Raw genomic sequence first — 21,983 nt, forward strand, 5'->3', positions numbered from 1 at the left:
GGCATCCGCCGCGGGAATGCCCGCGGCGGTGGGGGAGGAGGGGTCGCCTAGTGGCGGTCGACGCCGAGGCTCGCCAAGAGCTCTCCGCGCATTCGTGCCAGTTCAGCCGAGGCACGGTCCCGCGGACGGGCGCCCGGGACGGTGATGGTCTGCGTGATGGTGGCACCGGGCTTGCCCGGTTCACGGCCGAGGATAATGATCCGGTCCGCGAGCTGCAGCGCCTCGTCGACGTCGTGCGTGACCAGCAGGACAGTGGCCGGAGCTGCGCGGTGCACGTCCAGCAGCAGGTCCTGCATCTTGAGGCGGGTCAGGGCGTCGAGGGCGCCGAACGGTTCGTCGAGCAGCAGCACGCCGGGCTTGCGGGCCAGCGCCCGGGCCAGCGACGCGCGCTGGGCCATGCCGCCGGACACGGCGCGGGGCTGGTGCTTCGCGAAGCTGTCCAGCTCAACCAGCTTGAGGAGCTCGGCGACCTTGGCCTTGCCCTCGGACGCACTGGTGCTCTTGGGCAGGCCGATGGCGACGTTGGCCTGCAGGGTCTGCCACGGAAGCAGCCGCGGTTCCTGGAAGGCAACGGCACACCGGTCATCGATGCCGCGGACGGCAGTACCGTCGATCAGCACCTGCCCGGTGGAGGCGGCGTCGAGTCCGGCGGTCGCGCGCAGCAGCGTGGACTTGCCGCAGCCGCTGGAGCCGAGGATGGCCAGGACTTCGCCCGGACGGACCTCGAAATTGATGTCGCGCAGCACCACGTGGGCGTTTGCGCCCGAACCAAAGGCGCGGCCAACGCCGTCGAACGTTACCGGCAGCGCAGAGTCAGGGGTGGGGCGCGGGGCAGTGGAAACGGCATGGGAGCCGGAGGACAGTACTGCAGTCATGTGAACACTCCATCGGTCCTGGCAGTAGCACCCTACGGAAAACGTCCTGGGCCGGGTTAGCGGCCTCCTGCGACGTCCACCTCGCTATCGCAGTGCCTCAAGGAGGAAGCACTCCGACCAGGGTTGCTGCGGCTTCACTGATCCAGGTCTCTCAGCCGCTCGGGATGGTCAAGTGCAACTAAACGCCCTCGGACAGCCTGCGGGCAAGTCCCCGCGTAACATTCCGAATCCGGGTCCCTCCGGCCCTATTTCCCGCCGAGAGGCCACTTACGGCTCTTTTGAGCGCCCAAACCAGCCGTAAGTGGCCTCTCGGTGGTCGTTGAGGCGGCGCGGCGGCGGGCGGAGTTGGAAGTACGACGCCGGGCGTTACGCCGCGTGACACGGCCGGGGTTGCGCCGGCCCCGGCTCAGGGGCCCATACTGGAGCCGCAGGATCATGAGTCCCAACGCAAAGCTCTGGCTGGTTGGGCGGCAACCCTCTTTCCGTAGCGGGGTGCCCCAGATGACGATCCGGTCGCCCGGCGAATCCGCCGGCGGCAAGTACGGCGCTCCGTCCCCGGTGCGTCGCCTGGGAAAGGATTCTTCGATGACCAGCGCTCCCCGCCAGATCCGCTTCAACGCCTTCGACATGAACTGCGTCGGACACCAGTCACCCGGCTTGTGGCGCCACCCCGAAGACCGGTCGGCGGACTACACCAGGCTTTCCTACTGGACCCACCTGGCGAAGACCTGCGAACGCGGGCTTTTCGACGGAATCTTCATTGCCGACGTGCTGGGCACCTACGACGTCTACGGTTCCTCCAACGAAGCCACCCTCCGCCAGGGCACGCAGGTGCCGGTGAATGATCCGCTGCTGCTGGTCTCCGCGATGGCCCTGGTCACCGAAAACCTGGGCTTCGGCGTCACCGCCGGCACCGCCTATGAGCATCCGTACCCGTTCGCCCGCCGGCTCTCCACGCTGGACCACCTCACCAACGGGCGCGTCGGCTGGAACGTCGTTACCGGCTACCTGCCTTCGGCCGCCCGCAACATGGGCCAGGAGGACCAGCTCGAGCACGACGAGCGCTACAACCACGCCGACGAATACCTCGAAGTCGTCTACAAGCTGCTTGAGGGTTCCTGGGAAGACGACGCCGTCGTCCGCGACAGGGAAACCGGCGTCTTCACGGATCCGTCCAAGGTCCATGACATCAACCATGAGGGCAAATACTTCAAGGTCCCCGGCATCCACATCTCGGAACCGTCTCCGCAGCGCACCCCCGTGATCTACCAGGCAGGCGCATCGCCGCGCGGCATCGGCTTCGCGGCGGAGAACGCTGAAGCAGTGTTCGTGGGCGCGTCCACGGTGGAGAAGCTCAAGACCACGGTCACGAAGATCCGCGACGCTGCGGAAGCCGCCGGCCGGGACCGGCACTCGATCCGGATCTACACCCTGCTGACCATCATCACGGCCGCCACCTCCGAGGAAGCCGAAGCCAAGCACCTGGATTACCAGCGCTACACCAGCGACGAAGGCGCCCTGGCGCTGATGTCCGGCTGGATGGGTGTGGACCTCTCCACCTATGAACTCGACCAGCCGCTCGGCGCCGTGAAATCCAACGCCATCCAGTCGGCGGCTGCGAACTTCCAGAAAGTGAAGGACGACGGCGAGCCCTGGACAGTGCGCGACATCGCCGAGACCGCCGGGATCGGCGGACTGGGCCCGCGGCTGGTCGGCTCCGGTGCGGAGGTGGCCGAGGAGCTGATCCGCTGGGTCGAGGAGACCGACGTCGACGGCTTCAACCTGGCTTACGCGGTCACGCCCGGAACCTTCGAGGACGTCGTCGAGTTCGTGGTGCCCGAGCTGCAGAAGCGCGGCGCGTACCCTACGGAGTATGCCCCCGGAACCCTGCGCCAGAAGCTCTTCGGTGCAGGTGACAAGCTTCCGGAGGACCACCGCGGCGCGCGGTTCCGGCTGGACCCTGCGGTCCGCCGCTAGGCCGGCCCTGCGGGGGTTCCGTTAGGCTCGTGCGCATGACAAATGCGGGGAACACCAAAGCTCTCAGTCTGAACGTCACCTCCAAGCGCGCCCGGGCCCGCGGGGAAATGGTGGTCGCGGCGCCTGTCTCGGCGCTCCCTCCTGCCGTCGAACGGGCCGGGGTGAGGCTTCCACGGATGACCCTCACCGGGATCTGGCAGGAGCGGGCAGAGCTGGTGGCGGGAACCACGTGGAAGACGTTCGGCGAAGACATTGTGCTCACCTTCGAGCCGGTGGACGCTGCAACCACACGGGTGGTGGCCACCAGTACACCCCACGTTCCGACCACCATCTTCGACTACGGGCAGGGCAAGGCCGACGTCACCGAGGTGCTGAACGCCGTGGCTGCGGAGCTCTAGCCAGGACAGCAGGAAGCGGCGGCACGCAGCCGCCGCTTCCTGCCGGCAGGATCTAGTAGATCTTGATCGAGCCGCCGTCGGCCATCAGCGTCTGGCCGGTCATGTACTGGGACTGTTCGCTGGCCAGGAACACCACGATCGGAGCGATGTCCGTCTCCGGATCGCCCAGACGGCCCAGGGGAATGCCGTCCACCACTTCCTGGAAGGCCTCCGGGAACGCCTGGCTCCACTGGGCGATGCCCGGGGTGAGCGCGATCGGGGAGACCACGTTGACGCGGATGCCGTCCTTGGCCCATTCGTTGGCCGCCGTGCGTGAAATGGCGCGGATGGCTTCCTTCGCGGCGGCGTAGGTGACCTGGTTGGGAAGGCCCTTCATGCCCGCACCGGAGGCAAAGTTGATGATGCTTCCACGGGTCTTCTTCAGCTCTGGATAGGCAGCGCGCATCAGGTGGAACGTGGCCATGGTCCCGGTATTGAAGGACAGGTCCCACATCTCCTGCGTAGTCTCCATAATCGGAGCCTGCTTGGAAGCATGCGCGTTGTTGACCAGGACATCCAGGCCGCCAAAGCGCTCCACGGTCTCCGCCACGATCTCCTTGGTGCTCTCCTCCTTGGAAATGTCCTTGGCAATGAAAATAACGTCGCCCTGGCCATCGAGTTCAGCCAGGAGCTTGTCTCCCTGCGCCTGGTCAATGTCGACGACGGCAACCTTAGCCCCTTCGGCCAGGAAGCGGCGGACGATTCCCTGCCCGATCCCTCCGGCGCCGCCCGTGATGATCGCGGTCTTATTTTGCAGTTGCATGGTCTTCCTTCCGTAATGCCGGTGCCCTTTCGGAATCCGGCGGGTGGGTGAGGGATTGTTCAACCCCGGCGATGAAGTTCGCTACGAGGAAATCCAAGGAGCGGCGCGACGCGGCGTAGCTGATGCCCTGGTCCCGGAAACCCAAGGCCTGCGGGTAGGGGGCGACGGCGTCGTCACCCCAGCGCTGGTCGCGTTCCGTTCCGGTGCGCTCGGGGCCCGTGAGAGCTGCAGCGGTAATGGAAGCGGTGCCGATGACGGCGGCAGAAACGCCCAGCAGGCAATCGAAGCCCTGCTCGCTGGTTAGTCCTGCCTTCCGCAGCCGGGAGAGCAGCAGCTCGATCTCTTCGGGTGTTGCCACGTTCACCAGCCGCCGCGGCGTCAGGATGATGCGCAGCAGCCACGGATGTGCCTGGAATGCACGCCACTGGGCATCGGCCATGTGCTGGAGCATCTCCTGCCAGGCGGCGTTCGGGGTGGGGAGCAGTTCATAGTCGCGGGCGGCAGCGTCGGCCATGAGCAGCAACAGGGCCCGCCGGTCAGCCACATGGCGGTAAAGTGCCATTGCGGAGACCCCGAACTCGGCGGCGACCCGGCGCATCGAGACGCCGTCCAGGCCGTCGGCGTCGGCAATCCGGACGCCGGCTTCCGTGATGGCGGCGGCGTTCAGTGGTTGCGGTTGCTTGTGGGGCACGACCGTCCCTTCCGTAGCGTGTTTACAGTGTATACCTCAAGGCCTGCACGAGCGCTTGATGACCGTATCTTTAGGAGCATTGACCCAGCCTGCACGCGCTCCTACGGTGGAGGCAGGGCCGACGGCGGCCCGCCCCAGCGAAGGAGAATCCCATGGATCCAGCAGCTGACGCATCGGGACGCGTACTGTCCGCGGACGGAACGCCCATCGCCTGGGAACGTCACGGCCAGGGTCCGCCGCTGGTGGTGGTGGATCCCATCATGATGGACCGGACCACCTCCGGCCTGGCCGGGGTTGCCGAACTGCTGGCAGAGGGCCACACCGTCTACACGTATGACCGCAGGGGTAAGGGCGAAAGCGGGGACGGGGAGGAATACACCCCCGAATCCGAGGTGGATGACCTGCTGGCCGTCGTGCAGGCCGCGGGTGGATCGGCGGACCTGCTGGGAACCTCCTCGGGAGCGATCCTTGCCCTCCGCGCCGCTTCGGAATCAGCGGTTGTCTCCAGCGTCATTGCCGTCGAACCGCCGCTCTCCCAGGAAGGCGCGGCAGGGCCTGACATCCGGCCGCAGCTTGAAGCCCTGATCGACGCCGAGGACCGGGCGGGAGCCGTGCGCCTGTTCCAGGAGTCCATCGGTGTTCCGGAGGAACTCATCGAGCAATCCGAACCCTCACCTTTCGAGCCGGCGGCGCACACCATCTCCTACGATCTCACCCTCATGCTGGAAACCGACATCCAATCCCTCACCGGCATTCATGTTCCGGTCCTGGTGCTGGCCAGCAGCGGCAGCGATGCCCGGCTGCAGGGCTGGGCCCGCGAGACGGCCGAAATCCTCCCGGAGGGTTCTTTCCAGTTGCTCGAGGGATCCTGGCACGGACTGGACGATGCAGTGCTTGCCGAGGCGGTCAACGACTTCCTGGAATAAAGGCCGCGGACGCCTGATCGACCCGTCGCAGGACGGCGCGTACGCTGTAGACCCGTTGAGTTCCAACCGGAGGGAGGGCCAGAATGGCACACCGCAATGATCCCGAGGTTATATCCCGCCTGCTCTCATCCAAGGGACGCTGGGCAGTGGTAGGTCTCTCGAACAATCCGCTGCGTCCGGCAGTCGGCGTCTCCAGATTTGTCCAGGACTCGCTGGGGATGGAGATCGTCCCGGTGAACCTGGCGGGCGACGACGTCTTCGGCAATAAGGGCTACACCAGGCTGGCCGAGATCCCGGGCCAGATCGACGTCGTCGACTGTTTCGTGAATTCGGCCCGGGTGGGGGACATTGTGGACCAGGCCATCGATATCGGTGCCAAGGCCGTCTGGCTGCAGCTCGGCGTCGTGGATGAGGCGGCCGCCCAGCGCGCCGCCGAAGCGGGGCTCGACGTCGTCATGGATACCTGCCCCGTCATTGAAGCGGGACGCTTCGGGCTCTAAGGCCCCGCCGGACCGGCCGGGCGCAGGTCCACCGGCAGTGAACGGTGGGTTTTCCACGCCGTGAGCATCTGGTCCCGGGTGCCGCCGGGGTGGGAGGCGTGCCAGTCCCGGGAGAACCGGTTGAGCTCAAACTGCGGCCCGATTGGCCGGGCATCCCCTGACCGGGTGGCATGCCAGTGATCCAGTGCCGCGGCGAGCGTCGCAGTGCCGTCATTGCCGGCGAAGAACGCCCGCATGGGCGCATCAAACCGGAAACCGGGTCCCAGCGCATTGACGAAGAACTCCCGGAGCACCTGGCTGCACGGATGCCCGGCAGGAACCACCGTATGAATCGTCAGCGGCGGGACCAGCGGCGCAGGCCGGCGCGGTGGGCGGGCGGGCGCTTCGGTCCGGGGCCGTCCGGCCAGGCAAGCCGCGACGCGTGAGCTGACAGTGGCCTTTGAGCCGGCAGCGCTGAGGCCGTTTGCCCGGGCGAAGCCCTGCAATTCCTCCTTCAGCCAATACCAGCGGAGGAACTCCGTCTCGCTGAGATCCCGCGCCGTAGACGGAAAACTCTTGGTGACCCAGGTGATGCACGTCACGCACGGACGCACTGCGTCATGTGCGGTCACAACATTGCGCGGGCTCCCGCCAGCGGTCAGCATGAACCCGTAACCATCCAGAGCGGCTGAGAGACCTGGCTCCGTGACGCCGCAGCAACCCCTTCCGTAATTCATTCGGAGCAGAGGGGTGCTACCGCCAGGACCGATGGAGAAGCACCCGCTATCTTTTGGTCCCCTTCAAACGTGCTCCGGCGCGCTGAAGCTGTGGACTCCGCGGCGCGCGCCTTCACAACCTGAAGGAGGAGAGCATGATCCGGATCGAGAATGTTTCGACCGTTTTTGACACCGGCGGATCCAGTTTCACCGCCGTGGACAACGTGTCCCTGGACATCCCCAAAGGCAGCATCCAGGGCATCATCGGGTTTTCCGGTGCGGGCAAATCCACGCTGCTGCGCAACATCAACCTCCTGGAACGTCCCACCTCGGGCCGGGTCCTGGTCGACGGAACGGACCTGACCGGCCTGGCGGATGCCGAGCTGCGCGCAGCACGGCATGAGATCGGGATGATCTTCCAGCACTTCAACCTGCTGAACAACCGCACGGCCGCGCAGAACGTGGAGCTCTCGCTGAAATTCGCGGGAGTGAAGAACGCTGCCGAGCGCCGGCGCCGCGCACTGGAGGCGCTCGCCGTCGTCGACCTCTCGGAGAAGGCAGGAACCTACCCGGCCAAGCTCTCCGGCGGGCAGAAGCAGCGGGTTGCCATCGCCCGGGCCCTGGCCACCCGGCCCAAGGTGCTGCTGTGCGATGAGCCGACCTCCGCCGTCGACCCCCGCACCACCGCGTCCGTGCTGCAGTACCTTTCCGACGTCAACGCGCGGTTCGGCATCACGATCGTGGTGGTGACGCACGAAATGAACGTCATCAAGGCCATTGCGGACAACGTGGCCGTCATGGAGGAGGGACGGGTCGTGGAACAGTTTGCGCTCACGGAGCTCGTCCGGCCCGGGTTCACCCCGGCCACCTCGATCGGACGGTACCTGATCTCCGACGAGATCACCCTGGACCGGGCTGCCCGCCGGGAAGGAGCCCGCGTTGCTTGAGCGCATTGCCGAAGTCTGGCCCGAACTGCTCGCGGCACTGGGCCAGACCGGAACCATGCTCGTCGTCGCCATTCCGCTGGCAGTTCTGATCGGAACCCCGCTGGGAGTCCTGCTCTTCGCCCTGGGACCGGACGGACTGGTCCACAAACCCCGGCTTCACCGGGTGCTGGATTCACTGGTCAACCTGGTCCGGTCCTTTCCGTTCCTGATCCTGCTGATCGCCATCATTCCGTTCACCCGGTTCGTGGTGGGCACCACCATCGGCACCGCGGCGGTAATCGTGCCGCTGACCATCAACGCCATCCCCTACTTCGCCCGGTTCGTGGAACAGAACATCACCGCTCTCGGCGGCGGCGTGGTGGAGGCCGCCCGGTCCATGGGAGCCACCCGCGGGCAGATCGTCCGCGATGTCCTGCTGGTCGAAGCGCGTCCGGCCCTGATCAGCTCCGTCACCATCATGACCGTCAGCTTCATCTCCTACTCCGCCATGGCCGGCCTGGTGGGCGGCGGCGGAATCGGCGACTTCGCCATCCGGTACGGCTACTACCGCTACGAAACCGGGCTGATGTTCACCGCGATTGTGCTGATGGTCCTGCTGGTCCAGGCCGTGCAGCTGGGCGGCTCCTGGTTCTCCCGCCGCGCTGACAAGCGCCTCTAGCTTCTCCTCCAACCGACTTCTACAGAACGGAACCACCGTGAGCACTCCGAGTACCCGTTTTTCCGGGCCCCGGCCGCGCCTGCTGCTGAACGCCTTCCTGATGAACACCACCAGCCACATCCGCGGCGGCCAGTGGCGCCACCCTGACGCCGGACAGCACCGCTTCAACGAACTGGGGTTCTGGACGGACCTGGCCCGCCAGCTCGAAGACGCCAAGTTCGACGCCCTCTTCTTCGCCGATGTGGTGGGCCTGTACGGAAACCACGACGGCGGCTGGGCCTCCCATGTGCGCCGCGGGCTGCAGGTGCCGGCCAACGATCCGGTCCTGCTCCTCGCCGCGCTGGCAGGTGCCACCCGGAACATTGGGCTGGCCGCGACGTCGTCCGTTGTACAAAGCCATCCGTTCCAGTTCGCCCGGCAGATGTCCACGCTGGACCACCTCTCCGGCGGCCGTGCCGGCTGGAACATCGTCACCTCCGTCCTGGACAACGCGCACCGCAACTTCGACGGTGACGGGCTGACCGGGCACGACCGCCGCTATGACTGGGCGGATGAATACACCGACGCGGTCTACAAGCTCTGGGAAGGATCCTGGGACGACGGCGCGCTGGTCCAGGACAAAGCCAGCGGCGTCCACGCCGACCCGGACAAGGTCCACAAGATCCATCACCGCGGCGAGCGGTACTCGATCGACGGACCGCACCTGAGCTCGCCCTCCCCGCAGCGCACACCGGTGCTGTTCCAAGCCGGCAGCTCCGGCCGCGGGCAGCAGTTCGCGGCCGCCAACGCCGAAGCCACGTTCATCTTCGCACCCAACCACGCCCACGCCGCGAAGGTTGCCGCCGGGGTCCGTGCCCGCGCCGCCGAGGCCGGGCGGCTTCCAGATGACATCAAAGTCTTCACCGGGCTGTCCTTCGTAGTGGGCGGAACCGAAGCCGAAGCGCAGCGCAAGAAGGCCGAACTGGACGAATACCTGGACCTCGATGCCGTAATCGCGCACATCGGCGGGGGCCTCGGCATCGACCTCGGCGGGCTAGACCTGGACACCCCGCTTGGTGACGTGCAGACCGAAGGCGGCCGCGGCGTGCTGCAGGCCATCATCGACTCCACACCCGGCGGCAACCCCACCCTGGCCGACGTGGCGCGCTACCGCACCGAAGCCCAGCAGGTCACCGGCACCCCGGAACAGATCGCCGACGAGCTTGAACGCTGGCAGGATGCCGGCGTGGACGGTATCAACATCATCAACGGCATCCTGCCCGGCTCCTACACGGACTTCATCGAGGGGGTACTGCCCGAACTGCGCCGCCGCGGCCTGGCCCAAAGCGAATACGCCCCCGGCACCTTGCGCGAAAAGCTCTTCGGAGCCGGCCCGCTCCTCAACGAGCGGCACCGGGCCGCTCAGTTCCGCGGCGCCTTCACGTCCGAAAACACCCTTTCAGCTTCAGGAGTTACCCAATGACCGCCAGCCTGCTCACCCGCTACGGTTACAGCCCCGCCCCGGACGCGGCGCGCTGGTTCGCCGTCGCAGACGAGGTTGCCGCGATCCTCGGCGTTGACGCGCTGGAACGCGACGCCGCCAACAAGCCGCCGTTCACGGAAGTTGAAATCCTGCGCCGGTCCGGGCTGCTTCCGCTGACCATTCCGGCCCGCTTCGGCGGTACGGGAATCGGCTGGAGCACCGCCTTCGAAATTGTGCAGCGGGTGGCCCGCGCGGATAACTCGATCGGTCAGCTGCTGGGCTACCACTACATTTTCCAGGCCTTCCCGTTCATTGACCTGGACGAATCCCGCGGCCAGGCCCTGGCGGACGAGTGCCTGGACCACCAGTGGCTCTGGTCCTCCACAGGGACGCCCCAGGGACCGCAGGCCACCGCCCGGCGCACTGACGGAGGTTACCTGGTCACCGGCCGGAAACCCTTTGCCACGGGCAGCCGGGTTGCGGAGAAGATCTACGCGCGGGCAGTGCTCGACGGCGGGGACCGGCTGGCGCTGGTGATCGACACCGCCTCCGACGGGGTTCTCCGCCACGACGACTGGGACGTGCTGGGCTCCCGGCTGACCGCCACCAACACCATCGAGTTCCGGGACGTGTCTGTGCCGGACGCAGCCGTGATCACCAACCTGGGAGCGCACGACGGCGAGCGGGAACCGCACCAGGTGCTCACCACCCCCGCGTTCCAGCTGCTCTTTGCGCACGCCTATCTGGCGGCCGCGGAAGGCGCGGTGCTCACTGCCCGGGACTACACGCTGTCCACCGCCAGGCCGTGGTTCCACGCGGAGGTGGAAACGGCGTCGGACGATCCGTTTATCCAGAACCACTACGGGTCCTTCGCTGCGAAACTCCAGGCGCTTGCCGCCGTCGTCGAGCAGGCCACCACCGCCTTGCAATGGGCCTTCGATGCCGGAGAGACGCTGACTGCCGCGGAGCGGGCGGGGGTGGCGGAGCAGATTGCAGCCGCGAAGATCACCGCACACGAGGTGTCCCTGGACGTCACGGCGCGGATCTTCGACGTCACCGGTGCCCGCGCCGCCGGGAGCAAATACGGGTTCGACAGGTACTGGCGCGACGTCCGCACCCACACCCTGCATGACCCGGTGGCCTACAAATACAACGAACTCGGCCGGTACTTCCTCAACGGGACCGAACCGGTTCCCTCCGCGTACCGCTAACCCAACCTCTTTCTTCACCGACCTTTAAAGGACCATCCCATGGAACGCAGGAACTTCCTCAAGCTTGCCCTCGCCGGTGCCGGCGCAGCTTCACTGACCGCCGCCACCGGCTGCGGCCTCACCGGCGGCGCAGCAGCCTCAGGGGACAAAACCATCAAGATTATCGCCACCGAATCCGCTCCGTACCAGGAGCCCACCAAGATCGCCGCCGAACTGCTCAAGGCCAAGGGCTGGACGCTGGAGGCAACCTACGTCACGGACATCATCCAGCCGAACCTGGCGGTTTCCAACGGCGAGTTCGATGCCAACTACTTCCAGCACGGCGCCTACCTGCAGCAGTTCAACGTGGATCAGAAGCTCGAGGTGCAGCCGCTGTTCTATGTTTACGGGTCACCGGCGGGGATCTGGTCCAAGCGTTACTCCAGCCTGCAGGACCTGCCCGACGGCGCGCGCATCGCCCTGCCGGTGGACCCCGCCAACAACGGACGCGGGCTGGTGCTGCTGCGCGACGCTGGACTGCTGGAACTCAAGGAGGGAGTGGGCGTTATCCACACCTCGCAGGAAACCATTACGGCCAACCCGAAGAACTTCGAGTTCGTGGAGGTGGACCAGCAGTCCCTCTCCAAAACGCTGCCGGATGTGGACGCCGGAGTGCTGTTCGTGCGGCTGGCCGCGGAAATCGGCCTTTCCCCGGATGACGCGCTGGCCTTCGAGAAGGAAGCAGACCAGATTCCGTTCCGCTGCGTGGTGGCCGGCACCGCGGAGTTCGCGGAGACCGAGAAGGCCAAGGCCCTGCAGGAGGCCTACCAGTCGCCGGAAGTCCGGGAATGGTTCGCGGGCTACATGGACGGCGTGCTGCCCACCCCGTGGGACGCTGATCCGCTGGAGGACCTCAGCTCCTGGTGGGAGGCCTAGAGCTTCCCGAAGCGTGCCCGGATGAGTCCCATGTACAAGCCGTAGAAGATCAGTCCCACGCCGACGGCGCCCAACGCCAGCCAGCCCAGCGGTGCTTCGTTCAGGGTGCGGAGGGCGCCGTCGAGCCCGGTGGATTTTTCCGGGTCCGCAGTTACTGCTGCCGCTATCACCAGGCCGCCCAGGATGAGGAGCGAGATGCCCTTGGCGGTGTAACCGCCGATCCCCGTGACAGTCGCCGTGCGCTGCCAGGTCTGCCCGGGGATCGGTCCCAGGTCCTCCCGGAACTTCTGCGTCAAGCCCTTGTAGATGAAGTAGAGACCGATGCCGGCAATCACGGCTCCGCCCACACCGACGAGCAGCTGGCCTGTCGGTTGGCTGAGGAGACGTGCGGTCCACGTGACCTGGCTCTGCTCGCTGTCGCTCGAGCCGCCCAGGGCGAAGATTCCGAAGGTGACTCCGATGGCGCCGTAGGCGATGGCCGTTCCGGCGTCGGTGGCGCGCTTTTTCCAGACTTCCTTTTTGTCGCCTCCGCGGTCCAGGAAAGCCCGCGATGCCTGGAACAGTGCCAGCGCAATGCAGCCGACAAAACAGAACCAGATCAGGAAAATGCCGCCGGGCTGCTGGGACAGGGCGGCGACGGCGCCGGAGGAATCGGCGTTGCCGCCTCCTCCGGAAGCGATCTGGAACGCAATGATGCCAATCAGGGCGTGAAGCACCCCGCTGGCTACGTAGCCCACACGTGCGGCCCGTTCGAACCCCTTCGAATCCGCGGCGCGTTCTGCGGCCTGGGTGAACTTACCTCCGCTGCCGTGTGTACGGTCCATGGCCAATACGTCCTCCAAGGGTTGGCGGCGGCCAGTGGGGGCCGCCCAGAACTTCGTGTGCTTACTAATTCCTTCCATCCTGCCATCTGTGGTGTGTTCGGCCTACTGCGGGCTAAGGTCGATCCATGGATGCCGCAGCGCTGAGGAAGTACTGCCTGTCCCTCACCGGGGCTTATGAGGACTTTCCCTTTGGGCCGGAATCTTCAGTGTTCAAGGTTCGTGCCGGCGGGGCCGGGAGGCCTGCCAAGATGTTCGCGCTGACCGCGCTCGCTTCCGAGCCCCTGATGATCAGCCTCAAATGCGAACCGGAACTGGCGCTTCAGCTCAGGGCCGCCCACCCGGAGATCAGCGGAGCCTGGCACATGAACAAAACCCACTGGAACCAGCTGGACCTGACCGGCAATCTTGAGGACGAGCTGGTGATGAACCTCGTCGAGGACTCCTATGACCTGGTGGTGGCGTCCTTGCCGCGCCGGGATCGGGAAGCCCTGGCGTGGAAGGGCCTGGCCGAGTCATGACGCAGCGAAAACTGACCTACCCGGATCCCGGCCTTACCGAGCGCCCGTATCCGGTGGCGCTGGAGGGCGGCTGGCCTCCGCGGTACCGTCTAGTGCTGCGCGAAGAACGCGTGTCCGTGCCGGATCCGGCACTGGGATTCCTGCGCTTGGCGGATGGTCTGCTGGGCTGGGCCCTGCACCGCGGCAGCGGCCTGTGGGTGGATGCCGGCACGCCCCGGGCCCGGCCGGGACTCGAAATGTCCTCCGGGGTGGGCATCGGACCGCTGCGCTGGCACGCGCCGTGCCGCGTTCTCTGGAGCACTGAGCCGGTGATCGACGGCAGCGGCCGCCCGGTGCCCGGCCAGCGGGCAGGATTCGGCTACGGGACGCTGCGCGGACACCCGGAGGCCGGGGAGGAAGGGTTTTACGCCGAGCTCAGCGAAGACGGGCAACTGTTCTTCCGGGTCGCAGCGTTCAGCCGCCCCGCGAACCTGCTCATCGCCGTCGGCGGTCCACTCAACCGGCGCACGCAGGAGCTGATCACCCGGCGGTATTTCCGGGCTGCCCGGCGGCTTGCACTGGGGGAGAAGTAGCCTCACCGCGGGGGAACGAAGAGCCCGCGGACAAAGTTGACGGCCCTCTGAGTGAGGCCACCAGCCACCAAATCCCGCCGGCGCTCAGTCTTCGTCGTCGGGCAGCTGGGCCTCACTGTGCAGCACAAAGGCGAGCTCCGGGCCGGAAGACTCCACCGGCATAAAGCCGGTTGTCAGGAGCAGTGATATGGATGCCTCGTTGGTCTCGTCCGTGTACGCGGTGACGCATTCGACTCCGGGCTGGGCCAGGGCGAACCGGCTGAGCGCGATCACTGCTTCGGTGGCGTAGCCGTGCCCCTGCCGGGAGGGGGCAACGTTGTAGCTCATTTCCACGGCGCCGTCGACTGGCGGACCCAGGAATCCAATGGTGCCAATCACGGTGCCGTCGCGCTCGCGTATCATCCGCGCGCCGAACGTGCCGGCCCGGGGGTCCAGCAGGCCGGACTGGAAGTACTGCTGGGCAGCGTCTTCATCGACGCCTTGGGGGAAGTCCTCTGCCCAGTCAGCGCAGCGGACGCCGACGATGAGGGCATCAACTTCCGCCGCCGTCATCTCAGCCAGTTCGAGCCGCTCAGTGAGAAGGCTGCTGGCCGGCGTCTGCTCATGCGAAAGTGTGGTCACGGAAGATATTGTCCCCCATCGAGAGGCCACTTACGGCTCTTATGGACGCTCATACGAGCCGTAACTGGCCTCTCGATGGGGTGTGGATAATCAGATCCGTGGTTTTGGCCGGCGAACCATAATGCTGGTCATGAGAACCCCCAAGGAATTACCAGACGCGCTGGGCCCGCGGTTCTTCACTGTCTACGACTCGGATGCCCTCGGAGTGAGCAGGGAGCGGTTAAGGCATGTCCGTATTCGGCGGATCAGCCGGGCTATCCGGGCAGTGGATAACCTGGACCAGGCGCACCGTGAATTGACGGCACCGGAACGCATTGCGGCGTACACCCGGGTCACCTCGTTCTCAGTTGCTTCGCACATGACGGCGGCCGAAGCCTGGGGATTTCCGCTTCCGTTGCGCTTCGCCGATGCAGCAGACCTGCACATCACCCGACCGGCCGGGCTCGCTCGTCCGCGGAGGGCCGGCGTCGTCGGTCACCGGGCCCGGTTGCAGGCTGGCGAGGTGACGACGTTGCACGGACTGGTCCTCACCTCGCGGGAACGGACCTGGCTGGACCTGGCGAATATCCTGAATGTCCACGACCTGACGGTAGTGGCGGACCACCTAATTCGTCGTCCGCGGGAAGCCTTCGAAGGCCGATCGGAGCCGTACTCGACCCAGGAATCCCTTGACGCGATCCTCGGGCGGCACCCCGGCCAGCGCGGTGTCCGGACCGCACGTGAGGCACTGCGGCTGAGCCGGGTGGGTGCAGATTCGCCGCCCGAGACCCTGCTGCGGCTGGCGCTGGGTGAAGCCGGCCTGCCGGAACCGGAAGTCAACGCGCCAATTGTCGACGACGACGGCGTCCTGCACCACGAGCCGGACCTGGGCTACCGGAAGTACCGGGTGGCCGTTGAATATGAGGGGTCCGGTCACTCGGACCCGGAGCAGGTGGCGCGGGACATCAGCCGCGATGAGCGCACCCGCGCCCTCGGCTGGGTAGAAGTGCGGGTCTCCCGGCGGCACCTGGCCAATGACGCCAAGCCGGCAGTCGAGAAGGTCCGTGCGGCGTTATGGACTGCCGGCTGGCGCGCAGGACGACCTGCCGCCTGACCCCCCTGCCGCCTGACCCCCCAACCAAGAACGAGAGGCCAGTTACGGCTCGTATGACGCTTCAAACGAGCCGTAACTGGCCTCTCGATGGGATCCCGGAGGAGGAGGGGAGGGTTAGCCGAAGTACTTCGGCAGGGTCCCCTCGTGCGCGGCGCGCAGCTCATCCAGCGGCAGGACAAAGTGGCCCTGGAAGTCCAGCGCGCCGATCTCGGTATCCACCACGCCGATGCGGGAGTGTGCGAAGCCGCGGGCGGTGCACATGTCCTTGAACCGGACCTCTTCGCTGCGAGCCACGGAGACGACCGCGCGGGCCTGGGACTCGGAGAACAGCAGCGTGAACAGGTCCACGCCATCGCGCTCGGCAACCTCGTCCAGCCCGATCCGGGCGCCGACGCCGAAGCGCAGCGCCATCTCGGACAGCGCGGCCGCGAGGCCGCCTTCCGAGAGGTCGTGCGCGGAGTCGATCATGCCGTCGCGGGAAGCGTTGATCAGCAGGTCGCCGAGCAGTTTCTCGGCCTGCAGGTCCACCTTAGGCGGCTGGCCGCCCAGGTGGCCGCGCAGGTTCGCGAACTCGGAGCCGTCCAGCTCATCGCGGGTGACGCCCATCAGGTAGATGGCCTGTCCGTCTTCGCGCCAGCCCGACGGCGTGCGGCGGGCAACGTCGTCGAACACGCCCAGCACGCCGACCACGGGGGTCGGGTGGATGGCGACGCCGCCGGTCTGGTTGTAGAGCGAGACGTTGCCGCCGGTGACGGGCACGCCAAGCTCCTGGCAGCCGTCGGCCAGGCCGCGGACGGCCTCGGCGAACTGCCACATGACCTCGGGATCCTCGGGGGAACCGAAGTTCAGGCAGTCGGTGACCGCCATCGGACGTGCGCCGGAGGTGGCGACGTTGCGGTAGGACTCGGCGAGAGCCAGCTTGGCGCCCTCGTACGGGTTCAGGTAGGTGTAGCGGCCGTTGGCGTCCGTGGAGATGGCCACGCCCAGGCCGGTTTCCTCGTCGACGCGGATCACACCGGCGTCGTCGGGCATGGCCAGGGCGGTGTTGCCCTGCACATAGCGGTCGTACTGGTCGGTGACCCAGGACTTGTCGCACATGTTCGGGGAAGCCATCAGCTCCAGCACGGCCTGCTTCACGGCTTCGCCGCCGAACGGGCGGTCCTCCGCCTTGAAAGAATCAGCCTGCACGCCGTCCAGCCACTCGGGGCGGTGGAACGGACGGTTGTAGACCGGGCCTTCGTGGGCGACGGTGCGCGGGTCGACGTCGACGATCGTCTCGCCGTCCCAGTCGATGATCAGGCGGCCGGTGCCGGTGACCTCGCCGAGCCAGGAGTACTCGACGTTCCACTTGTCCATGATCGCTTCGAACGCTTCAACGTTCTCCGGCGTCACGACGGCCATCATGCGTTCCTGCGACTCGGACATCAGGATTTCGCCCGGGGTCAGGGTCGGATCACGCAGCAGGACCTTGGTGAGTTCAACGTGCATGCCGCCGTCGCCGTTGGAGGCCAGCTCCGACGTCGCGCAGGAGATGCCGGCCGCACCGAGGTCCTGGATGCCCTCGACCACGGAGGCCTTGAACAGTTCCAGGCAGCACTCGATGAGCACCTTTTCCGCGAACGGGTCGCCCACCTGAACCGCGGGGCGCTTGGAGGGCTTGGCGTCGTCGAAGGATTCGGAGGCCAGCACGGAGGCGCCGCCAATGCCGTCGCCGCCGGTGCGCGCACCGAACAGGACCACCTTGTTGCCGGCGCCGGAGGCGTTGGCCAGGCGGATGTCCTCGTGGCGCATGACGCCCACAGCGAGTGCGTTGACCAGCGGGTTGCCCTGGTAGACGGAGTCGAAGACGACTTCGCCGCCGATGTTGGGCAGGCCCAGCGAGTTGCCGTAGCCGCCGATTCCGGAGACGATGCCGTGCACCAGGCGGGCGGTGTCCGGGTGGTCGATCGCACCGAAGCGCAGCGGATCCATCACGGCAACCGGGCGGGCACCCATGGAGATGATGTCGCGGACAATGCCGCCGACGCCGGTCGCGGCGCCCTGGTAGGGCTCCACGAAGGACGGGTGGTTGTGGGACTCGACCTTGAAGGTCACTGCCCAGCCTTCACCGATGTCAACGACGCCGGCGTTCTCGCCGATGCCGACGAGCAGGTGTTCCTTCATCTTCTCGGTGACCTTGTCGCCGAACTGCTTCAGATGCACCTTGGAAGACTTGTAGGAGCAGTGCTCGGACCACATGACCGAGTACATCGCCAGCTCGGCCGCGGTGGGGCGGCGGCCCAGGATCTCGACGACGCGGTTGAATTCGTCTTCCTTCAGGCCCAGTTCAGCCCAGGGCAGCGGGGTGTCCGGGGTGGACGCCGCGTGCTCGACGGTGTCGATGTTGAATTTCTTCTGCTCGGCAGTGGAGTTGGCAGACGCGGTCATTATTTGCCTCCGGCAACGAGCGAGGTGAGTACTGAGGTGAAAATGCCGATTCCGTCGGTGCCGCCGCCCAGGGCGACATCCCCGCGGGCGGAGGAATCCGGACCGAAGCCGGCTTCCACAGCGTGTTCGGGGTGCGGCATCAGGCCGACGACGTTGCCGGCGGCGTTGGTGATGCCGGCGATGTCGCGGCGTGAGCCGTTGGGGTTGAAGCCGTCGTAGCGGAACACCACCCGGCCTTCGCCCTCGAGCTCATCCAGGGTCTTTTCGTCGGCGACGTACTGGCCGTCCTGGTTCTTCAGTGGAATGACCATGCCTTCGCCCTGGCCGTAGCCGGAGGTCCACGCGGTGGTGTTGTTCTCCACGCGCAGCAGCTGGTCGCGGCACATGAACTTGAGGTGGTCGTTCTTGATCATCGATCCGGGCAGCAGGTGCGCCTCGGTGAGGACCTGGAAACCGTTGCAGATGCCGAGGACGGGCATGCCGCCCTTGGATGCATCCACGACCTTTTCCATCAGCGGCGCGAAGCGGGAGATAGCCCCGGCGCGCAGGTAGTCGCCGTAGGAGAAACCGCCGGGGATGATGACGGCGTCGACGTCGTGCAGGTTGGCTTCGCCGTGCCAGAGCTCGACGGCGGTGCCGCCGGCCAGGCGCACGGCGCGGGCGGCGTCGCGGTCATCCAGGGTTCCGGGGAAGGTGATGACGCCGACGCGCACTGCGCGCAGGGCAGCGTCTTCTTCGGCGGCGGAGTAGTCGCCGATCAGGGGGGTGCTCAAGGTTAAGCCTCCGAAATAACTTCGACGCGGGTGACGTCTTCGATTACGGGGTTGGAGAGCAGCGTGGCGGCGGCGGTGCGGGCCTGTTCGAGGATCTCGGGGGTGACGTCGCCGTCCACCGTAAGTTCGAAGCGCTTGCCCTGGCGGACGCCGGTAAAGCCGGTCAGGCCGAGTCGGGGGAGTGCGCCGGCAATGGCTTTGCCCTGCGGATCCAGGATCTCAGGCTTGGGCATGACGTCAACAACGATCCGGGGCATCCGGTAACTCCTGTGAGTGAAAGGGGTGGCCGCGGACCGTGCCGTCTCACGCTGATTCAGCGCTCCGCGAGCTTGCTCCTTCATTCTACGGCTGCACCGCGAGATAGCAGAAAGTGCCCGTTACAGAGCTGAAACGAGCACTTTCTGCTATCTCGATATGGGTGGGTGGAACCCGGCAGGGGGCAGGGCTACGCGGGAAGTTCGATCTGGAAACCGCAGGAGCAGCGCAGGATGCTGGTCTCCAGGACAACGTCCGCCGTGGCGGCCTCCGGCTCCGTGCTCAGCGGCTCAAAGAGCGAGACCGTGCGGTTGTCCTTGGGCTGCATGGGTTCCCCGCAGTGCAGGTACTCGGTCTCCGCGGGTTCGCTGACGGCGTTACGCGCCCAGACCGGAGAATGCCGGACGGGGTGCCCGTAGAAGCGGTCACATTCGGCGCAGGTGTAGCTGATTTCCAGGAACTCGGCCGAGTTCGCGGCCTTTGAGGGCTCGACTGATTCGATGATCAGGTATTCATCGGTGCCGCAGTAGGAGCACCAAGGGACGTACTCCGCGGGAGCTGCCGTCTCGGCTGCGGACAGCTGTGGTTCTTCGGGTGTTGCTTCAATCGACAATCTGGTTCCTCCGGTAAAGCCCGGCGCGCCCCTGGAGGGACGCTGTCCGTACGTGGATAGTAAGCAAGCTGATTCAATAATAGAACATGCATCCGGAGTCACGGAAGTAATGGCGCACGTCACCTTCGGTTAGGGTGATCCGGTGAAACTCGTTGCCGCCAAACCCTCGGTAGTCCGCAGGTCCATGAACATCTGGCCGCCCTTCGCCTTCTCCGGAATCCACATCACCGAACTGCCCGCGGACTTTATGTCGGCCACAGTCAGGCTGCGCCAGCACTGGTGGAACAAGAACGTTGCCGGCGTAGCGTTCGGCGGCAGCCTCTTTGCCATGACGGATCCGTTCTGGATGATGCTGCTGCTGCGCCATCTGGGCACGGACCACGTCATCTGGGACCGTGCCGCAGAGGTGGAGTTCATCAAGCCGGGCAAAGGCGAGGTCTACGCACGGTTCAGCATCAGCGCGCAGGACATCGAGCGGATCCGCGCGGCCGCCAAGGACGGCTCCAAGGTCCTGGAATGGTTCAGTGTGGACATCAAGGATGCCGACGGCGACGTCGTGGCCCGGGTGCGCAAGCAGGTTTACGTGCGCCGCAAGCGGGAGAATGCCGCGGGCGTCCCCGCGTCCGTCGGGACGGCTACTGTGCCGCCGTCGCCGGACCGAGCAGGGCGGCCAGGGCTTCCCAACGGCTGATCTGGCAGCCGTCCGTCAACGCGAACTCGGCGTCGACGGTTTCTCCTTCCACCGTTCCCGTTACTGTGGCCCGCTGCGGTCCGCCCCACTGCATGGTGCAGGAGACGTTGGCGCCGGATTCAGCCATCAGCCCGGGCCCGCCCTCCGCCAGTGCAACGCACGCTGCCTCGGGATCCGGCGCGCCTGACTGGCCCACGGGCGTGGTGCCCTCGCACTGCAGTGTCCAGGTGTCCGTGACCGCTTCCCCGTCAGCCATCAGCTCCACGGTCAGGGAGGTGGTGGCCGCGCTGCCCGTCGCGGTGGACGGCGAAGGCGAAGCATCGGGCGACGAAGCATCAGGTGAGGAGGCCGAGGGAGCAGGGGACTCAGGCGTCGGCGCCGAGTACGGGGAGGAGTCGGTGCATCCGGCCAGGGCAAGGCCTGCGGCAGCCAGGAGCACGGCAGTGCGGACAGGGCGGAACGGGAACTGCATGGTGAGACCTCCCACGTTGGATGCGGTCCAGCCTAGCCAATCCTTGGCTTGAAGTGCGGACGGCCCGTCAGGACCCCGCGCCGCTCTCCACGGCAGCCTGGGCCTGGGCCGCCGGTTGGTTCTGGGTGCACAGCTGCTCCTGAAGGGGTGCCAGCAGGTCCAGGATGCGGGCCCGCAGCTGCTGCGATTCTTCGCTAAAGGCACGTTGCGCGGCCGCATACTCCGCGCGCCCGGCAGGTGTTTCCACCGGGATTGGGTCATATCCCCAGTCCTGCAGGTCGTACGGGGAAGCGCGCATGTCCATCTCGCGGATGCGCCAGGCGAGCTCGAAGCAGTCCATCACCAGTTCCCCGGGGAGCACCGGTACCAGCTTGTAGGCCCATTTATAGAGGTCCATATTAGCGTGCAGGCAACCCGGCTGCTCCAGGTCGCGCTGGTTTTCCCGGGTGGGCCTGAGTTCGTTCAGCCCCACCGCCTGGGGGGCGTAGAAGCGGAACGCATCGAAGTGGGTGCAGCGGATCCGGCTTTGCTCCACGAGCCGGTCCGTGCCCCCGGCGCCCAGCCGCAGTCCCAGGTATTCGTGCCGGATACCGTTGACCTCCGACTTGTAGGCCATGGCCCACTCGTGCATGCCGAAACAGCCCAGCGACGCTTTGCGCCCGGCGGTCCGGGAAAGCAGCATCTGCGTGAATTCCAGCGCGGGCCCGCGGGCGGAAGCGAAAGCGGGGAGGTCGACGGCGACGGCGACTGTCCCGGCGTCAAGCCCTGCTGCATGCAGTCCTGCCGCGTCCAGCTGCCGGTAAAACTTCCAGTCAGTGCGTTCGGCTGCGGCCGCTCCTGCCAGGACGACGCCGGCGCCCGGGTGCCAGCGCAGCAGCTGGCCGGGTTTCTGGGAGTAGTAGGTGAAGAGGAAATCCTCTACCGGATGTTTCCGGCCGGCGGAGCGGCGGGACAGGAAGCCGTCAGTGAACGGGCGGACCCGTTCCTGGTAGGCGGCCTGCCGGGGAAGCCACTGGTCCTCGGTCAGCACGGCGGAATAAGGGAGGCTCACGGCCCCATTATCCCGC

At 66.5% G+C, this 21,983-nt stretch carries 25 protein-coding genes and 2 riboswitches; of the genes, 13 read left to right on the forward strand and 12 right to left on the reverse strand.

Features of this window, described 5'->3' with window-relative positions; genetic code table 11:
• Positions 1-47: 47 nt before the first annotated feature.
• Positions 48-875, reverse strand: coding sequence for an ABC transporter ATP-binding protein (locus NF551_RS00960; RefSeq protein ID WP_227896607.1), 828 nt, complete (start codon positions 873-875; stop codon positions 48-50).
• A 431-nt stretch (positions 876-1,306) separates the two neighbouring features.
• Positions 1,307-1,423, forward strand: a riboswitch (SAM riboswitch).
• Positions 1,424-1,460: 37 nt separating this feature from the next.
• On the opposite strand from NF551_RS00960, the gene NF551_RS00965 reads away from it, so the two are divergent.
• Both NF551_RS00965 and NF551_RS00970 read left to right on the forward strand, forming a co-directional pair.
• The gene (locus tag NF551_RS00965) at positions 1,461-2,852 is read left to right on the forward strand and encodes an LLM class flavin-dependent oxidoreductase (RefSeq protein WP_227896608.1); all 1,392 of its coding nucleotides are present in this window, start codon (positions 1,461-1,463) and stop codon (positions 2,850-2,852) included.
• Between the two features lie 35 nt (positions 2,853-2,887).
• Complete coding sequence (locus NF551_RS00970; RefSeq protein ID WP_227896609.1) at positions 2,888-3,250, forward strand: hypothetical protein; 363 nt, start codon at positions 2,888-2,890, stop codon at positions 3,248-3,250.
• A 52-nt stretch (positions 3,251-3,302) separates the two neighbouring features.
• Here the strand turns inward: NF551_RS00970 and NF551_RS00975 are convergent, their stop codons facing one another.
• Positions 3,303-4,052, reverse strand: coding sequence for an SDR family NAD(P)-dependent oxidoreductase (locus tag NF551_RS00975; protein WP_227896610.1), 750 nt, complete (start codon positions 4,050-4,052; stop codon positions 3,303-3,305).
• Entirely contained in the window at positions 4,036-4,743 is a 708-nt protein-coding gene (locus NF551_RS00980; protein ID WP_227896611.1) for a TetR/AcrR family transcriptional regulator, read from the reverse strand. The genes NF551_RS00975 and NF551_RS00980 overlap by 17 nt, the downstream gene beginning before the upstream one ends.
• Before the next feature lie 152 nt (positions 4,744-4,895).
• Between NF551_RS00980 and NF551_RS00985 the strand changes: the two genes are divergently transcribed.
• Both NF551_RS00985 and NF551_RS00990 read left to right on the forward strand, forming a co-directional pair.
• Positions 4,896-5,669, forward strand: coding sequence for an alpha/beta fold hydrolase (locus tag NF551_RS00985; RefSeq protein ID WP_227896612.1), 774 nt, complete (start codon positions 4,896-4,898; stop codon positions 5,667-5,669).
• Positions 5,670-5,752: 83 nt separating this feature from the next.
• Positions 5,753-6,169 carry a CoA-binding protein gene (locus NF551_RS00990; protein ID WP_227896613.1) on the forward strand — a complete coding sequence of 139 codons (417 nt, stop codon included), beginning with the start codon at positions 5,753-5,755 and terminating at the stop codon, positions 6,167-6,169.
• Here NF551_RS00990 and NF551_RS00995 read toward each other — a convergent pair.
• The gene (locus NF551_RS00995) at positions 6,166-6,780 is read right to left on the reverse strand and encodes an SAP domain-containing protein (protein ID WP_227896614.1); all 615 of its coding nucleotides are present in this window, start codon (positions 6,778-6,780) and stop codon (positions 6,166-6,168) included. The two genes, NF551_RS00990 and NF551_RS00995, sit on opposite strands and share 4 nt — an antisense overlap.
• A 40-nt stretch (positions 6,781-6,820) precedes the next feature.
• Positions 6,821-6,923, forward strand: a riboswitch (SAM riboswitch).
• A gap of 96 nt (positions 6,924-7,019) precedes the next feature.
• Between NF551_RS00995 and NF551_RS01000 the strand changes: the two genes are divergently transcribed.
• From NF551_RS01000 to NF551_RS01020, 5 genes are read left to right on the forward strand one after another with little or no spacing between them, the layout of a single operon-like run.
• On the forward strand, positions 7,020-7,811 hold the full coding sequence (locus tag NF551_RS01000) for a methionine ABC transporter ATP-binding protein (protein WP_227896615.1): 792 nt from the start codon (positions 7,020-7,022) through the stop codon (positions 7,809-7,811).
• Entirely contained in the window at positions 7,804-8,469 is a 666-nt protein-coding gene (locus NF551_RS01005; protein WP_227896616.1) for a methionine ABC transporter permease, read from the forward strand. Before NF551_RS01000 ends, NF551_RS01005 begins: the two co-directional genes overlap by 8 nt.
• A gap of 37 nt (positions 8,470-8,506) precedes the next feature.
• Positions 8,507-9,931, forward strand: coding sequence for an NtaA/DmoA family FMN-dependent monooxygenase (locus NF551_RS01010; RefSeq protein WP_279324715.1), 1,425 nt, complete (start codon positions 8,507-8,509; stop codon positions 9,929-9,931).
• The gene (locus NF551_RS01015; RefSeq protein WP_227896617.1) at positions 9,928-11,142 is read left to right on the forward strand and encodes an acyl-CoA dehydrogenase family protein; all 1,215 of its coding nucleotides are present in this window, start codon (positions 9,928-9,930) and stop codon (positions 11,140-11,142) included. The genes NF551_RS01010 and NF551_RS01015 overlap by 4 nt, the downstream gene beginning before the upstream one ends.
• A gap of 39 nt (positions 11,143-11,181) precedes the next feature.
• Positions 11,182-12,057 carry a MetQ/NlpA family ABC transporter substrate-binding protein gene (locus tag NF551_RS01020; protein WP_227896618.1) on the forward strand — a complete coding sequence of 292 codons (876 nt, stop codon included), beginning with the start codon at positions 11,182-11,184 and terminating at the stop codon, positions 12,055-12,057.
• On the opposite strand, the gene NF551_RS01025 is transcribed toward NF551_RS01020, so the two are convergent.
• Complete coding sequence (locus tag NF551_RS01025) at positions 12,054-12,881, reverse strand: DUF1206 domain-containing protein (protein WP_227896619.1); 828 nt, start codon at positions 12,879-12,881, stop codon at positions 12,054-12,056. The two genes, NF551_RS01020 and NF551_RS01025, sit on opposite strands and share 4 nt — an antisense overlap.
• Positions 12,882-13,006: 125 nt before the next feature.
• Here NF551_RS01025 and NF551_RS01030 point away from each other — a divergent pair, with 125 nt between their 5' ends.
• Positions 13,007-13,399 carry an MmcQ/YjbR family DNA-binding protein gene (locus NF551_RS01030; RefSeq protein WP_227896620.1) on the forward strand — a complete coding sequence of 131 codons (393 nt, stop codon included), beginning with the start codon at positions 13,007-13,009 and terminating at the stop codon, positions 13,397-13,399.
• Positions 13,396-13,971 (forward strand): DUF1990 domain-containing protein, encoded by a 576-nt coding sequence (locus NF551_RS01035; RefSeq protein WP_227896621.1) that lies wholly within the window; start codon positions 13,396-13,398, stop codon positions 13,969-13,971. The genes NF551_RS01030 and NF551_RS01035 overlap by 4 nt, the downstream gene beginning before the upstream one ends.
• An 84-nt stretch (positions 13,972-14,055) precedes the next feature.
• Here the strand turns inward: NF551_RS01035 and NF551_RS01040 are convergent, their stop codons facing one another.
• The gene (locus NF551_RS01040; RefSeq protein ID WP_227896622.1) at positions 14,056-14,592 is read right to left on the reverse strand and encodes a GNAT family N-acetyltransferase; all 537 of its coding nucleotides are present in this window, start codon (positions 14,590-14,592) and stop codon (positions 14,056-14,058) included.
• Positions 14,593-14,722: 130 nt separating this feature from the next.
• On the opposite strand from NF551_RS01040, the gene NF551_RS01045 reads away from it, so the two are divergent.
• The gene (locus NF551_RS01045) at positions 14,723-15,685 is read left to right on the forward strand and encodes an endonuclease domain-containing protein (protein ID WP_227896623.1); all 963 of its coding nucleotides are present in this window, start codon (positions 14,723-14,725) and stop codon (positions 15,683-15,685) included.
• A gap of 114 nt (positions 15,686-15,799) precedes the next feature.
• Here the strand turns inward: NF551_RS01045 and purL are convergent, their stop codons facing one another.
• The 4 genes from purL to NF551_RS01065 all read right to left on the reverse strand — a co-directional run bounded on the left by purL (position 15,800) and on the right by NF551_RS01065 (position 19,753).
• Entirely contained in the window at positions 15,800-18,112 is a 2,313-nt protein-coding gene (gene purL, locus NF551_RS01050) for a phosphoribosylformylglycinamidine synthase subunit PurL (RefSeq protein WP_227896624.1), read from the reverse strand.
• On the reverse strand, positions 18,112-18,885 hold the full coding sequence (gene purQ / locus NF551_RS01055; RefSeq protein ID WP_423722014.1) for a phosphoribosylformylglycinamidine synthase subunit PurQ: 774 nt from the start codon (positions 18,883-18,885) through the stop codon (positions 18,112-18,114). The genes purL and purQ overlap by 1 nt, the downstream gene beginning before the upstream one ends.
• Before the next feature lie 2 nt (positions 18,886-18,887).
• Positions 18,888-19,142, reverse strand: a complete 255-nt coding sequence (gene purS / locus NF551_RS01060) for a phosphoribosylformylglycinamidine synthase subunit PurS (protein WP_066300964.1) — start codon at positions 19,140-19,142, stop codon at positions 18,888-18,890.
• Positions 19,143-19,330: 188 nt separating this feature from the next.
• On the reverse strand, positions 19,331-19,753 hold the full coding sequence (locus NF551_RS01065) for a hypothetical protein (protein ID WP_227896625.1): 423 nt from the start codon (positions 19,751-19,753) through the stop codon (positions 19,331-19,333).
• 142 nt (positions 19,754-19,895) lie between these two features.
• Here NF551_RS01065 and NF551_RS01070 point away from each other — a divergent pair, with 142 nt between their 5' ends.
• Entirely contained in the window at positions 19,896-20,444 is a 549-nt protein-coding gene (locus NF551_RS01070; RefSeq protein ID WP_227896626.1) for a DUF4442 domain-containing protein, read from the forward strand.
• Here NF551_RS01070 and NF551_RS01075 read toward each other — a convergent pair.
• Complete coding sequence (locus tag NF551_RS01075) at positions 20,389-20,916, reverse strand: serine protease inhibitor (protein WP_227896627.1); 528 nt, start codon at positions 20,914-20,916, stop codon at positions 20,389-20,391. The genes NF551_RS01070 and NF551_RS01075 overlap by 56 nt on opposite strands.
• A 67-nt stretch (positions 20,917-20,983) precedes the next feature.
• Positions 20,984-21,967 (reverse strand): 3-methyladenine DNA glycosylase, encoded by a 984-nt coding sequence (locus tag NF551_RS01080; protein ID WP_227896628.1) that lies wholly within the window; start codon positions 21,965-21,967, stop codon positions 20,984-20,986.
• Between the last annotated feature and the right edge of the window lie 16 nt (positions 21,968-21,983).

Source organism: Arthrobacter caoxuetaonis, from assembly GCF_023921125.1.
Classification (GTDB): domain Bacteria; phylum Actinomycetota; class Actinomycetes; order Actinomycetales; family Micrococcaceae; genus Arthrobacter_B; species Arthrobacter_B caoxuetaonis.

Bases quoted from the DNA above. Each gene is read 5' to 3' on its own strand.
- NF551_RS00960 (WP_227896607.1), bottom strand. From the start codon at position 875: ATGACTGCAGTACTGTCCTCCGGCTCCCATGCCGTTTCCACTGCCCCG.
- NF551_RS00965 (WP_227896608.1), top strand. From the start codon at position 1,461: ATGACCAGCGCTCCCCGCCAGATCCGCTTCAACGCCTTCGACATGAAC.
- NF551_RS00970 (WP_227896609.1), top strand. From the start codon at position 2,888: ATGACAAATGCGGGGAACACCAAAGCTCTCAGTCTGAACGTCACCTCC.
- NF551_RS00975 (WP_227896610.1), bottom strand. From the start codon at position 4,052: ATGCAACTGCAAAATAAGACCGCGATCATCACGGGCGGCGCCGGAGGG.
- NF551_RS00985 (WP_227896612.1), top strand. From the start codon at position 4,896: ATGGATCCAGCAGCTGACGCATCGGGACGCGTACTGTCCGCGGACGGA.
- NF551_RS00990 (WP_227896613.1), top strand. From the start codon at position 5,753: ATGGCACACCGCAATGATCCCGAGGTTATATCCCGCCTGCTCTCATCC.
- NF551_RS01000 (WP_227896615.1), top strand. From the start codon at position 7,020: ATGATCCGGATCGAGAATGTTTCGACCGTTTTTGACACCGGCGGATCC.
- NF551_RS01015 (WP_227896617.1), top strand. From the start codon at position 9,928: ATGACCGCCAGCCTGCTCACCCGCTACGGTTACAGCCCCGCCCCGGAC.
- NF551_RS01020 (WP_227896618.1), top strand. From the start codon at position 11,182: ATGGAACGCAGGAACTTCCTCAAGCTTGCCCTCGCCGGTGCCGGCGCA.
- NF551_RS01025 (WP_227896619.1), bottom strand. From the start codon at position 12,881: ATGGACCGTACACACGGCAGCGGAGGTAAGTTCACCCAGGCCGCAGAA.
- NF551_RS01030 (WP_227896620.1), top strand. From the start codon at position 13,007: ATGGATGCCGCAGCGCTGAGGAAGTACTGCCTGTCCCTCACCGGGGCT.
- NF551_RS01035 (WP_227896621.1), top strand. From the start codon at position 13,396: ATGACGCAGCGAAAACTGACCTACCCGGATCCCGGCCTTACCGAGCGC.
- NF551_RS01045 (WP_227896623.1), top strand. From the start codon at position 14,723: ATGAGAACCCCCAAGGAATTACCAGACGCGCTGGGCCCGCGGTTCTTC.
- purL (WP_227896624.1), bottom strand. From the start codon at position 18,112: ATGACCGCGTCTGCCAACTCCACTGCCGAGCAGAAGAAATTCAACATC.
- purS (WP_066300964.1), bottom strand. From the start codon at position 19,142: ATGCCCCGGATCGTTGTTGACGTCATGCCCAAGCCTGAGATCCTGGAT.
- NF551_RS01075 (WP_227896627.1), bottom strand. From the start codon at position 20,916: ATGCAGTTCCCGTTCCGCCCTGTCCGCACTGCCGTGCTCCTGGCTGCC.